The sequence below is a fragment of the Rhodopseudomonas palustris BisB18 genome (genome assembly GCF_000013745.1).
Classification (GTDB): Bacteria; Pseudomonadota; Alphaproteobacteria; order Rhizobiales; family Xanthobacteraceae; genus Rhodopseudomonas_A; species Rhodopseudomonas_A palustris_F.
In genome coordinates, this window is record NC_007925.1 from 4,542,803 (window position 1) to 4,554,457 (window position 11,655).

At 66.0% G+C, this 11,655-nt stretch carries 11 protein-coding genes; 7 read left to right on the plus strand and 4 right to left on the minus strand.

All coding sequences use genetic code 11. From position 1 onward, the window contains the following. A complete protein-coding gene (locus tag RPC_RS20435; protein WP_011474496.1) occupies positions 1-1,542 on the minus strand; it encodes a thymidine phosphorylase family protein in 1,542 nt (513 codons plus the stop codon). Positions 1,543-1,780: 238 nt separating this feature from the next. On the opposite strand from RPC_RS20435, the gene RPC_RS20440 reads away from it, so the two are divergent. After that, complete coding sequence (locus RPC_RS20440; RefSeq protein ID WP_011474497.1) at positions 1,781-2,326, plus strand: hypothetical protein; 546 nt, start codon at positions 1,781-1,783, stop codon at positions 2,324-2,326. A 110-nt stretch (positions 2,327-2,436) separates the two neighbouring features. On the opposite strand, the gene RPC_RS20445 is transcribed toward RPC_RS20440, so the two are convergent. Then, positions 2,437-2,922, minus strand: a complete 486-nt coding sequence (locus RPC_RS20445; RefSeq protein ID WP_011474498.1) for a MarR family winged helix-turn-helix transcriptional regulator — start codon at positions 2,920-2,922, stop codon at positions 2,437-2,439. A gap of 60 nt (positions 2,923-2,982) precedes the next feature. Between RPC_RS20445 and RPC_RS20450 the strand changes: the two genes are divergently transcribed. Then, entirely contained in the window at positions 2,983-3,945 is a 963-nt protein-coding gene (locus RPC_RS20450) for a quinone oxidoreductase family protein (RefSeq protein WP_011474499.1), read from the plus strand. 16 nt (positions 3,946-3,961) lie between these two features. On the opposite strand, the gene RPC_RS26350 is transcribed toward RPC_RS20450, so the two are convergent. Beyond that, positions 3,962-4,165: a hypothetical protein gene (locus RPC_RS26350; protein WP_157043262.1), complete on the minus strand. Its 204-nt coding sequence runs from the start codon at positions 4,163-4,165 to the stop codon at positions 3,962-3,964. Between the two features lie 285 nt (positions 4,166-4,450). Here RPC_RS26350 and ybaK point away from each other — a divergent pair, with 285 nt between their 5' ends. The 5 genes from ybaK to RPC_RS20475 all read left to right on the plus strand — a co-directional run bounded on the left by ybaK (position 4,451) and on the right by RPC_RS20475 (position 8,788). Further along, positions 4,451-4,924 carry a Cys-tRNA(Pro) deacylase gene (gene ybaK, locus RPC_RS20455; RefSeq protein ID WP_011474500.1) on the plus strand — a complete coding sequence of 158 codons (474 nt, stop codon included), beginning with the start codon at positions 4,451-4,453 and terminating at the stop codon, positions 4,922-4,924. 108 nt (positions 4,925-5,032) lie between these two features. Then, positions 5,033-5,341 (plus strand): hypothetical protein, encoded by a 309-nt coding sequence (locus RPC_RS20460; protein ID WP_011474501.1) that lies wholly within the window; start codon positions 5,033-5,035, stop codon positions 5,339-5,341. A gap of 296 nt (positions 5,342-5,637) precedes the next feature. Next, positions 5,638-6,129 carry a GNAT family N-acetyltransferase gene (locus tag RPC_RS20465; RefSeq protein ID WP_011474502.1) on the plus strand — a complete coding sequence of 164 codons (492 nt, stop codon included), beginning with the start codon at positions 5,638-5,640 and terminating at the stop codon, positions 6,127-6,129. A 268-nt stretch (positions 6,130-6,397) separates the two neighbouring features. Further along, on the plus strand, positions 6,398-7,690 hold the full coding sequence (locus RPC_RS20470; RefSeq protein ID WP_011474503.1) for an NAD(P)/FAD-dependent oxidoreductase: 1,293 nt from the start codon (positions 6,398-6,400) through the stop codon (positions 7,688-7,690). 165 nt (positions 7,691-7,855) lie between these two features. Next, positions 7,856-8,788 carry a DMT family transporter gene (locus RPC_RS20475; RefSeq protein WP_011474504.1) on the plus strand — a complete coding sequence of 311 codons (933 nt, stop codon included), beginning with the start codon at positions 7,856-7,858 and terminating at the stop codon, positions 8,786-8,788. A 169-nt stretch (positions 8,789-8,957) separates the two neighbouring features. Here the strand turns inward: RPC_RS20475 and RPC_RS20480 are convergent, their stop codons facing one another. Further along, a complete protein-coding gene (locus tag RPC_RS20480; protein ID WP_049766139.1) occupies positions 8,958-11,159 on the minus strand; it encodes a TonB-dependent siderophore receptor in 2,202 nt (733 codons plus the stop codon). Positions 11,160-11,655 lie beyond the last annotated feature (496 nt).

Sequence of the window (11,655 nt, forward strand, 5' to 3'; positions counted from 1 at the left end):
CTACATCACCTGCTCGCGAAAGGTTTGCGCGTCGTCGACCGTGTAACCGCAGGCGAGCTTGGCGGCAGCCACCGCGAGTTCGCGCTCGGCCGGATCGAAGGCGTAAATTCGATACAGCGGCTCGCCGGCCTCGACACGATCGCCGACCTTCTTGAACAGCCGGATGCCGGCGCCCTTGTCGATCGGCGCGCCGGCGGTGCGCGCCAGCCGATTGAGCTGCAGGCAATCGATCGCCGACACCACGCCGTCGCGCTCCGCCGTCACCTCGGCGGTCAGCGTTCCGAGGTCCTTGTGACAGGTCGAAGGCCCCTGATTGTCGATGATCTTCTGCATCTGCTTCAGCGCCGCGCCGCTTTCCAGCAACTCGCGGGCCCGCGCGTAGCCCGCGCCGCCGCGCAGATGCGGATCGTATTCCAACAGATGCGCCGCCAACCGTAGCGATTTTTCGCGCAGATCGGCGGGAGCCTTCGGATCGTTGCCGAGCACCGCCATGACGTCCTGCGCCTCCAGCACCGGGCCGATGCCGTTGCCGATCGGCTGCCGGCCGTCGGTGGTGATGGTCTCCACCGCGATGCCGAAATGATCGCCGACGAATTCGAACAGCTTGCGCAGCCGCATCGCGTCGAGTGCGCTGGCGACCTTGGCGGTCGGGCCGACCGGCAGATCGACCAACAGATGCGTCGAGCCGGCGGCGAGCTTCTTCGACATGATCGAGGCCACCATCTGCTCGCGGGTGTCGAGACACAGCGGCCGCTCCACCGAGATCAAGATGTCATCGGCGGGCGAGAGATTGACGTGGCCGCCCCAGATCAGACAGCCGTTGCAGGCGGCGACGATCTCTTTCATTTCCGCGACGCTGACATCGACCCGCGCCAACACCTCCATGGTATCGGCGGTGCCGGCCGGCGAGGTGATGGCGCGCGACGAGGTTTTCGGAATCGTCAGCCCGTGCGCGGCGACGATCGGCACCAGGATCATCGAGGTGCGATTGCCGGGAATGCCGCCGATGCAATGCTTGTCGACCACGATCGGGCGATCCCAGCGCAACTGAGTGCCGACCGAGGCCATCGCCGACACCAGCGCCAGCAGTTCGTCCGAAGTCATGAACCGCGCCGCGCCGATCAGGAAGGCGGCGATCTCCATGTCGGAATAACGATAGCGGGTGAGATCGTTGACGATGGCGGTGATCTCCGCCGCGCTCAGCGTGCGGCCCTGGATCTTGCCGCGCACCGCGTCGAGACTGTCCGGCGGCGTCGCCGGCGACACCGTGACGAAGGTCCCGGCGGGTTCGCCGAAACGCCGGAACGCCGGCTCGGCGAGGCCGAGTTCGTCCGGCCCGACCAGCGCGTCGTCGTCGGTAATCAGCAAGGTCGCCAGCACCGACTTCGCATTGCGGCGGATCTCGACCCGGCTGAAGCCGCTGAACACCTCCGGGCGCAGCGCCTTTGAGCGCCGCGACATCACCGCGACGTTTTCGCGGCCGGTGTCGAGATGGATCAGGCGGATCTTGAGTTGCGGGCGGGGCGCGTCGGCGCTGGTCATGGCGGGAGCCGGTCAATGGGCGTGGCGCAGCATGCGTCCATTGCCCGATCGCCCCATTGATCCAAATCACGCCGCCGCGGCCGGCGCCGCCGGCGTCCTTCGGCGAAATCCTGTTTCCGAGTGTGTCGATGCGCCGAGCTGCAATATGGCGCAATACATCGCTGCTGCGGCGGCAAGGTCTCGTTAAGTTCGTTAACCATACCGTGCAGGCGTCTCGAAAGCACGATCGGAGCACGCCATGACCACGATCTCCGCTGCGTCCAGTAGCAGCTACCTCACCCCTCTCGAAAAACTGCAGCAAGAGCTGAAGGCCGAACTCGCCTCCGGAACGGTCGCCTCGACCGACAGCGAGGCGTTGTCCTCGGCGCTGACCAGCATCGATTCCTCGCTGAGCGGCGCGCAGAGCAGCAGCAGCCAACCACCCTCGACTGACGAGATGCAGTCCAAGATCGACGACCTGATCGCCACCCAGGTCAGCAACGGCAACCTGACCAGCGACCAGGCCACCGAATTGAAGAGCATCTTCGCCAACGCGTTCGCGTCGGATTCCGCCGGCGGCCCGCCGCCCGGCCCGCCACCGTCGGATTCCTCTTCCGCAACCAGCAGCACCGCATCGACCGACAGCACGTCGTCCTCCAGCTCCGACGACATCGCCACCATCCTGAAGGATTTCCTGAAGCTGCTGCAGGACCAGCAAGCCTCGGCGACCGCCTACAGCGCCAGCGGCGCCACCAGCACCACCGCGGCCTCGCAAAACGCGCTGCTGCTCGACTACACCACCTGATAGTTGCGATCTAAGCCCTTTCCGCGCCTTCTCCGCCATCGCCTGTCCAGGACGGACGGGGGATCGGCGCGCGGTATCCGTTCGGCGCAGCGGCTGCTGTAGGGAATCGATCATTCGGCCGGCGGATCGCGCGACACCGCGTCGGCGAATTTCCGCATCAGCCGCACCAGTTCGTCGAACTCACGGGGCTCCCAGCTCGCGAAAATGCCGCGCGCGATGCGCTCCCGCGCGCCGTCCACCAGATCGGTCATCGCCTTGCCCTTCGCGGTGACGATCGCCTCGCGCACCCGGCGATCCGCGGCGTTATCCCGCCGCTGCACCAGCTCAAGGCTTTCCAGCTTGGCGACCTGGCGGCTGACCGTGGTGTAGTCGCGCCCGACCCGATCGGCCAAGTCGACGACCCCAATCGGTCCGAACCGTTCGATCAAGACCAGCAACGGAAACAGCGCGCGGTCGAGCGGAATCCCCGCCGTCCGGATCATCGCCTCGTCGCGATGCGGCTGGTTCATGGCGCTGACGATGTCCAGCAGCGCGCCGTGCAGCACACGGAGCCGTTCGCTATTATGTGTATTTTGCACATTTTTTCTTGACGGCATTTCGCCCCTCCGATATGCGTGCAATATGCACATAATCGCGACGACCGAAAGGACAACCCGATGCAAGCCGCAGTCATTTCCCGCGCCGGCGAGACGCCGGTGTTCGGCGAGTTCAACGCGCCGCAGCCCTGCGAGGGCGAGAGCCTGGTCACGGTGACGGCCGCCGCGATCAGCCATCTGGTCAAGGGCCGCGCCGCCGGCACGCATTACAGCGCCTCCGGTCAGTTCCCGCTGGTGGTCGGCATCGACGGCGTCGGACGGCTCGAGGACGGGCGACGGGTGTATTTCGTGCTGCCGCGCGCGCCGTTCGGCAGCATGGCGGAGCGAACCGTGGTGCGTACGGCGCAGTGCATCGCCCTGCCCGACGACCTTGACGACGTCACCGCCGCGGCGCTGGCCAATCCCGGCATGTCGTCATGGGCGGCGCTCAAGGAACGCGCCAAGCTCAAGCCCGGCGAGACCGTGCTGATCAACGGCGCCACCGGCACCTCGGGCCGGCTCGCGGTACAGATCGCCAAACATCTCGGCGCCGGCAAGGTGATCGCCACCGGGCGCGATGCCGAGGCGCTGCAGTCGCTCGCAGCGCTCGGCGCCGACGTGACGATTACGCTGCTCGACGATCAACGGGATATGGAAGCCGCCTTCCAGCAGCAATTCGCCGACGGCGTCGACGTGGTGCTGGACTATCTGTGGGGCCGCAGCGCCGAACGGCTGCTGATCGCCGCGGCCAAGCTCGGCCAGGATGCCGTGCCGATCCGCTTCGTTCAGATCGGCTCGCTGAGCGGCGCGGACATTACCCTGCCAGGCGCCGTGCTGCGCTCCTCTGCGATCGAACTGATGGGCAGCGGGATCGGCAGCATCGCGCTCGATCGCCTGTTCGATGCGGTACGCGAGATGCTGCACGCCGCGACGCCGATCGGGCTCAAGATCGCTTCGACAGCGGTGCCGCTGTCGGACGTCGAACGCGCCTGGCCCGCCGACGATAGCCGCCGGCGCACCGTGTTCACCATCGCCGGACGCTAACGACCGGCGGGGGGTCTCACATCATCCGGTAGGACGACGGCGCGCGCAACACGACCAGGCATTTCACCGGCCCACAGCGCTCGCAAAGATAGCCGTGAACGTCGAAATTCGCATGCAACGGGTGCGGCGCAACTTCGGCAAGAATGGTCGGGGTGCCGCACACCGGGCATGGGTGACGTGGATCAGCCAGCTGCTTCTTCGCCGCATCAGCGCGCCGCATCATTCCCTCCCTGAACGTTTCGGCTCGGCAAGATCAGCCGGAGCTTTGGGTCTAAGCCCGAGGCCTTGCTGCAGCGCGCGTGTTCCACGCAACGTGCCGGACCGTATCAAACGGACCATGACGAGGTTGTGTAAAATCAACCGGACCGGCTTGACTGTTCAAAATTGGTCAGTTCTCGCCACGATTTGGCGAGATTCTGCTTGGAACTCGGAGCTTCGCGCGCGATGAGAGCGCAGCGCGATCGCCGCGTTCCCGGCCCGTGCACTCACAACAGGCGTCCGCATCATGTCGAAGACCACCCGCGCCACCCAGGCACTCGAGCAGCTCGGCGTCGCTTTCACGCTGCACAGCTACGACTACGACCCCGACGCCGACTCGATCGGGCTGCAGGCTGCGGCCGCGCTCGGCGCCGAACCGCGCGGCGTGTTGAAGACGCTGATGGCCGAGGTCGACGGCAAGCCGGTCTGCGTCGTGGTGCCGTCGGACCGCGAAGTCAGCATGAAGAAGCTCGCCCACGCCTTCGGCGGCAAGGCGGCGAAGATGATGAAGCCCGCGGATGCCGAGCGCCTGACCGGCTACCATGTCGGCGGCATCTCGCCGTTCGGCCAGAAGAAGCGCGTGCCGACCGCGATCGAGCAGGCCGCGCTCACCGAGGCAAACGTCTATCTCAACGGCGGCCAGCGCGGGCTGCAGATCCGGCTCGATCCCAACGAGGCCGCTACCGCGCTCGGCGCCGTGGCACGCGACCTGGTGGCGTAAGCCCCACGGCAGCGCCAGGAACCGCCGCCGCACCGCCGGGTTGTCGCTGTGCCCTCACAGGCGCCGGCAGAGCGCACGCAGAAGGGCGGGAAACCCTGGGAGAGACGGATGAAGAAATCGATTATTTGCGGCGCAGCATTGCTGGCGCTCGGCATCGGCAGCGCGCAGGCCGGCCCCTGCACCGTCGGCGCCGACGGCAAGCCCAAGGACGCCGGCGCCGGACCGACGGTCGGCAACACCGGCCAAGCGCCGCGCGCCGACAGCAATAGCACCGAACAGCACCCGCCGACTTCGACCATCGGCCGCGCCGCCGCCGGCGGCCCGGCCTCGTCGGAAGACGCGCAGCGGCAGATGCAGGGCCAGCCCACCGCATCCCAGCAAGCGCAAGGCGCGCAACCGGTCGACCAGGGCTGCTAGGCGGAGGAGCGACAAGCGGGCCTCACTCAAAGCGATAGAGTTCAGGCACCTGACTTCAACACGTCATGGCCGCGCTCGTCGCGGCCATCCACGCCCACGAGCAAGGAGCTACCTATTTCCGTGGATGGCCGGGACAAGCCCGGCCATGACGCGGAGAGGCAAGTAGCCCTTTCAGATGGCACCCGCGGAGCGCGTAGCACTTAGCCTCCCCGCCCGTACCACTTAACCTCCGCCGCCCGCTTGCGCGGTTCCCATCACGGACTAATCTTCGAGGGCTTGTCCGGGGGGCCTCGACCATGACCGCGAAACTCGATCCAGGGGGCTGCGTCGTCCGGCTCGGGCCTGCCGACGCCGACCGCTACGCTGAGCACCTGATGCGGCTCGACCAAGCCGCGCGGCGGATGCGGTTCTTCGACGACGTGCCGGATTTTCAGGTCATGCTGCACGCCGGCGCCGCGCTCGCCGACGGCCGGGTGGTGATCGGCTATCTGGCGGACGGCCAAATCCGCGGCGGCTGCGAATTGCTGCTGGGCGATCCGCAGCAGCACAGCGCCGAAGCCGCGTTCAGCGTCGAGACCGACTATCGCCGCCAGGGCATCGGCGGCAAGCTGATGGCGGCGATGATCGCCGAGGCGCACCGGCTCGGCATCCGCCGCATCGAAATGTCGTGCCTGAAATCCAACCTGCCGATGCAGGCGCTGGCGGCGCGCTTCACCAGCGACCTGCGCCAGGACGGCGAAACCACGCTGGCGGTGCTCGACAATGGCGGCGCCGCGCGGCCGGGCTGACGCCGCGCCGCTCGCCAAGCCGCGATCGGACGAGTTGACAACGCCCGGCCTGGCGTCCTATATATTCATATCTTCAAATAAACGAATATACGAAACTAACCACAGCCCGGCCGACGCGGATCGCCGATCCTGCGCCGGCGCGGCAACCCACCCCGCAGGCCGAAACGGTCGCGGGCCCGCAGCCAACAACAAGCAACGGCAACTGCGGCCGATCAGGGAAACAGCGCCGCGGCCGCGATCGGTCGTGGCCGAAACGGAGGACAGGGCGATGGCAAACATCGTGATTCTGGGCGCCGGCCTCGGCGGCGTCATCATGGCCTACGAGATCAAGGACCAGCTCGGACTGCACGACACCGTCACCGTGGTCACCAAGGATCCGATCTATCACTTCGTGCCGTCGAACCCCTGGGTGGCGGTGAAGTGGCGCACCCGGGAGTCGGTGCAGATCGATCTGGCGCCGGTGTTCGAACGCCGCGGCATCGATTACAAGCCGGTGCCGGCCACCAGGCTCGACCCCGACAGCAGCACGATCGAACTCGCCGACGGCACGAAGCTCAGCTACGACATCCTGATCATCGCCACCGGCCCGGAGCTCGCCTTCGACGAGATCGAGGGGCTTGGCCCCGAGGGCTACACCGCCTCGATCTGCCACGTCGACCACGCCAGCAAGGCCGCCGACGCCTTCGAGGCGTTCTGCAAGAAGCCCGGTCCGATCGTGGTCGGCGCGGTGCAAGGCGCCTCCTGCTTCGGCCCGGCCTACGAATTCACCTTCATCCTCGACACCGAGCTGCGGCGCCGCAAGATCCGCGACCAGGTGCCGATGACCTTCATTACGCCTGAGCCCTATGTCGGGCATCTCGGGCTCGACGGCGTCGGCGATACCAAGGGGCTGCTCGAAGCCGAGATGCGGCAGCACCACATCAAGTTCATCACCAACAGCCGCGTCGCCCGCGTCGAGCCCGGCAAGATCATCGTCGAGGAAATCGCCGACGACGGCGCGGTGAAGAAGACCAGCGAACTGCCGTTCGGCTATTCGATGCTGATCCCCGGGTTCCGCGGCATCGCGCCGCTGCGCGGCATCGACGGCCTGGTCAATCCGCGCGGCTTCGTGCTGATCGACAAGCATCAGCGCAATCCGAAATATCGCAACGTGTTCGCGGTCGGGGTCTGCGTCGCGATCCCGCCGACCGGGCCGACCGCGGTGCCCTGCGGCGTGCCGAAGACCGGCTTCATGATCGAATCTATGGTCACCGCGACCGCGCACAACATCCGGCAAATGCTCGACGGCAAACAGCCGACCCACCAGGCGACCTGGAACGCGGTGTGCCTGGCGGATTTCGGCGATTCCGGCGTCGCCTTCGTGGCGCAGCCGCAACTGCCGCCGCGCAACGTCAACTGGTCGGCCTCCGGGGTCTGGGTGCACAACGCCAAGATCGCGTTCGAGAAGTATTTCATGCGCAAGATGAGCCGCGGCGAGAGCGAGCCTTTCTACGAGAAGGCGATGCTCGACATTCTCGGCATCGGCAAGCTGAAGAAGACCGAACAGAGCGAGGTCGGCTGAACAGCTCCACGCGGCCGATGCCGCGAATCGCGATGCCGCCGGGCCATGCGGCGGACGGCATTGTGATTGCCGCAGAAATCCGTATTGCTGGGCCAAATCAGGGAGGCGGCGTTCACGGATGCGGGTCGCGCAGACGCAGCGCCGCGCCATCAATTCAGGCCTTGCATGACCCCCTTGCCTCCGCCCGCCCCGCACCACCGTTTCGCGTGGCTGTCCGATCAGCCCTATCTGCTGCTCAGCCTGACCTCGCTGTTCTGGGCCGGCAACGCCATCGTCGGCCGCGCCGCGGCCGGGCATTTCCCGCCGGTGACGCTGTCGTTCCTGCGCTGGGCGGTGGCGTTCCTGCTGGTGCTGCCGTTCGCCTGGCCGCATCTGAAGCGCGACTGGCACGAGATCCGGCGCCGGCTCGGCGTGATGATCGCGATCTCGGTGGCCGGCATCTCGACCTTCAACACGCTGCAATACACCGCGCTGGAATACACCACGGCGCTGAACGCGCTGCTGCTGCAATCCACCGCGCCGCTGTTCGTGGCGATCTGGTCGCTGATCGTTCTCGGCATCCGGCTGACGCTGGCGCAGGCGCTCGGCGTGCTGGTGTCGATGCTCGGCGTGGCGGTGATCCTGCTGCACGGCGACCTCGGCCAGCTCGCCCACATCGACCTCAACCGCGGCGATCTGATCTTCATCACCGCGATGGCGATCTTCGGGTTGTATTCGGCGCTGTCGCAGAAGCGCCCGGCGATCCATGGCCTGTCGTTCCTGGCCTTCACCTTCGGCTGTGGCGCGCTCGGCCTCGTGCCGTTGCTGATCGTGGAACTGATGCTGCGGCCGCCGCCGGAGCTGACGCTCGGCAACTTCGCCTCGCTCGGCTATGTCGCGGTGTTTCCCTCGATCCTGGCTTATCTCTGCTACAACCGCGGCATCCAATTGATCGGCGCCAACCGCGCCGCGCCGTTCTTTCACCTGATCCCGGTGTTCGGCTCGGCGATGGCGATCGGCTTTCTCGGCGAACGGCCGCAGCTGTATCACGCCTTCGGCTACGCCTTGGTGCTGGCGGGGGTGTATGTGGCGGCAAGGAAGCAGAAGGCGGCGGAATAACAGCAAACGTGCCCCGGACGCAGCGCAGCGCGCCGCATTGCGGCGTGGTGCGCTGCGAGCCGGGGCCGTTACGGAACGCAGCGTCTGGAACGGTCCCGGGTCTGCGGCGCAGCGCCAAAGGCGCTGCTTCCTCGCCCGGGACACCAGCTCGCGTTCATGACCCTCCCCCTCACCATTTGTAGCCGACGCTGGCGGTGACGCGGCGGCGGTCGCCGTAGAAGCACACGCTGGCGGACTGACAGCTCGCCACATAGGTCTCGTCGCTGATGTTGATGACGTTCAGCGCCAGCCGCCAGTTCTGCCGCTCGTAATGGATCGCGGCGTCGCCGAGCACCACCGCCGGCACCGTCAACGTATTGGCCTGATCGGCGAATGACGAGCCGACATAGCGCACGCCGCCGCCGAAGCCGAAGCCGGCGAGCGCGCCGTCCTGGAACGTGTAGTCCGCCCACCCCGTGGTCAGCTGTCGCGGCGTGTTGGTCGGCACCGTGCCGATCAACGCCGCGTTGCCATCCTTGCTGACGAAGATGTTGGTGGTGGTGAACGAGCCCATCACCTTGAAGCCCGGCGCCAGATTGGCGACCGCCTCGAGTTCGAGCCCGCGCGAGGTGACCTCGCCGGTCTGGGTCGAGAGCACCGCGACGTTCGGATCGGTGGTGAGAACGTTCTGCCGCTTCAGGTCGAACAGCGCGACGCCGAAATGGCCGTTGAAGCCGACCGGCTGAAATTTGACGCCGATTTCGGTCTGCTGCCCGGTCTCCGGCACATACAACGAACCGGGCAATCCCGCCGAGGTGTTGGTGCCGATGATCGGATCATAGCTGGTGGCGTAGGAGACGTAAGGCGCGAGCCCGCTGTCGAAATTGTAGATCAGCCCGGCACGGCCCGAGAACTTGCTGTCGTCGCGCGACAGGTCGGCGCCGATGCGATCCGCGTTCTCGGTTTTGACCCAATCGTTGCGGCCGCTCAGCACCAGCGTGAAACGATCGAGCTTGATCTGGTCCTGCGCATACAGACCGAGTTGCTTCTGGGTCAGGGTCTGATCCTTGAACGCGCCGCTGGCAACCGCGGTCGGAGTGTAGACCGGATTGACCAGATTGAGCGGCGTGCCGAAACTGAAGTGCTGCACGTCGTCGATGCTGTAATGCTTGAGATCGACGCCGAACAGCGCTGTATGACTGAGCGCGCCGGTGGCGAAGCGATATTCCAGCTGGTTATCGAGCGTGGCTTGATCAGCGACGTCGTGGGCGTAGAAATTGAACCTTGTCAGATTTGCCGACGACGACGCGCCGGAATAGCCGAAGCCGTAGTCGGTCGCCTCGGTGACGTCGACATGCGCAAAGCGCGCATTCTGCCGGAACGTCAGATCGTCGGTCAGGTTGCGTTCGAACTGGTAGCCGATCGTCGCCTGGGTGCGCTTGAAAGTGTCCAGGCTGGGTTCGCTGGTGAACAGCTTGGTCGAGATCCGGCCGAACGGCGCCGCCACCACCGTGCCCTCATAGGGCAGGAAGTTCTGGCCGTTGGTGACGTTCTTGGCGGCGGAGGCCAGCACGGTGAGGCTGGTGTCGGCATCGGGCTTCCAGGTCACCGACGGCGCGATGAAGTAGTTGTTGTCCACGGTGTGGTCGACCTGGGTGTCGCCGCCCTGAAATTGCCCGACCAGCCGGGTGAACAGCTTGCCGTTTTCCGCGGCGGTGGCGACAGGACCGCCGACATCGAACGCGACGTAGCGGTTGCCGTAATTGTTGACGCCGCTCTCGATGTAGCGGATCGGCTCCGCCGGCGGCATCTTGCTGACGGCATTGACGATGCCGCTGGGGCTGGAGCCGCCATAGAGAATCGCCGATGGCCCGCGCAGCACCTCGATGCGTTCCAAATTGAACGGCTGCAACTTCCAGGTCGCGTAAGCGGTCGAGAACAGCTGCATGCCGTCCAGGAACGTGCTGTTGTCGTTCGACTTGAAGCCGCGAATGAGAAACCAGTCGCTGCGGGTGTCGGTGCCGAAGGTGCCTGCAACCAAGCCTGCGGAATAGCGCAGCGCCTCGTCGAGCTTGCCGGGCTTCTGGTCGCGGATCTGTTCGGCGCCGATCACCGAGACCGCCTGCGGGGTGCGGTTGATCGCGGTGTTGGTCTTGGTGCCGGCCATCGAGCGGCTGGCGACGTAGCCCTGGATCGGGCCGCGCGGATTTTCCACCAAGGTTGGCGCGGGCTTGGCCTGCGGCGCACGGGCGGCCGCCGCCGGCGCGGCGCGAACGTGGCGCGTCGGCGCGGCGCGGCGCGGCTTTTGCGAATTCACCACCACCGGCGGCAATGCGGATTCGCCGGCGATTGTTGTTGAGGATTGCTGCGCCAACGCGACATCGGTCGACATCAAGCCGAGCGCGAGCGCGCCCGACGCAACAGTTAAACGCAACGCATAGAGATGCTTTGACACAACACGTCCCCCCGATCCGACGTCTCGTCAGCGAAGGTGACGCGACAGTTTCTATGACGGGGCGTGCTTAGTCGCGTACCGGCGACGGCGCCAATAGAACTCCTCTTAGAAGCAATCCAGCGATACAACCCGGCTGCGGCTTGCTAAGCGACGCGCTCGATGCTCGCCACAGAGGCGTGGCCCCGGCGCGGCACACGATGCTCATTCGATTGAGGCCACTTCTCCACGCTGCTTTCGCTCACGCGCTAGAGCATTTTCGGTTAGGATTGCTGCGGTTCAAGAGTCCAGGCCGTCATTCCGGGGCACGAGCAGCGTCAGCTGCGAGTGAGCCCGGAATCCATAACCACCGCGGGGAGTATGGATTCCGGACTTGCTCGTTCTTCGAACTCGCAATCCGGAATGACGCCGATTTCGGTTGGATGATTCAATCCTA

What these genes read in the sequence shown, in the direction of transcription:
- RPC_RS20460 (WP_011474501.1), top strand. Translation starts at nt 5,033, where the DNA reads ATGAAGAAATCGATTATTTGCGGCGCAGCATTGCTGGCGCTCGGCATC.
- RPC_RS20445 (WP_011474498.1), bottom strand. Translation starts at nt 2,922, where the DNA reads ATGCCGTCAAGAAAAAATGTGCAAAATACACATAATAGCGAACGGCTC.
- RPC_RS20465 (WP_011474502.1), top strand. Translation starts at nt 5,638, where the DNA reads ATGACCGCGAAACTCGATCCAGGGGGCTGCGTCGTCCGGCTCGGGCCT.
- RPC_RS20475 (WP_011474504.1), top strand. Translation starts at nt 7,856, where the DNA reads ATGACCCCCTTGCCTCCGCCCGCCCCGCACCACCGTTTCGCGTGGCTG.
- RPC_RS20480 (WP_049766139.1), bottom strand. Translation starts at nt 11,159, where the DNA reads ATGTCGACCGATGTCGCGTTGGCGCAGCAATCCTCAACAACAATCGCC.
- RPC_RS20470 (WP_011474503.1), top strand. Translation starts at nt 6,398, where the DNA reads ATGGCAAACATCGTGATTCTGGGCGCCGGCCTCGGCGGCGTCATCATG.
- RPC_RS20450 (WP_011474499.1), top strand. Translation starts at nt 2,983, where the DNA reads ATGCAAGCCGCAGTCATTTCCCGCGCCGGCGAGACGCCGGTGTTCGGC.
- RPC_RS26350 (WP_157043262.1), bottom strand. Translation starts at nt 4,165, where the DNA reads ATGCGGCGCGCTGATGCGGCGAAGAAGCAGCTGGCTGATCCACGTCAC.
- RPC_RS20440 (WP_011474497.1), top strand. Translation starts at nt 1,781, where the DNA reads ATGACCACGATCTCCGCTGCGTCCAGTAGCAGCTACCTCACCCCTCTC.
- RPC_RS20435 (WP_011474496.1), bottom strand. Translation starts at nt 1,542, where the DNA reads ATGACCAGCGCCGACGCGCCCCGCCCGCAACTCAAGATCCGCCTGATC.
- ybaK (WP_011474500.1), top strand. Translation starts at nt 4,451, where the DNA reads ATGTCGAAGACCACCCGCGCCACCCAGGCACTCGAGCAGCTCGGCGTC.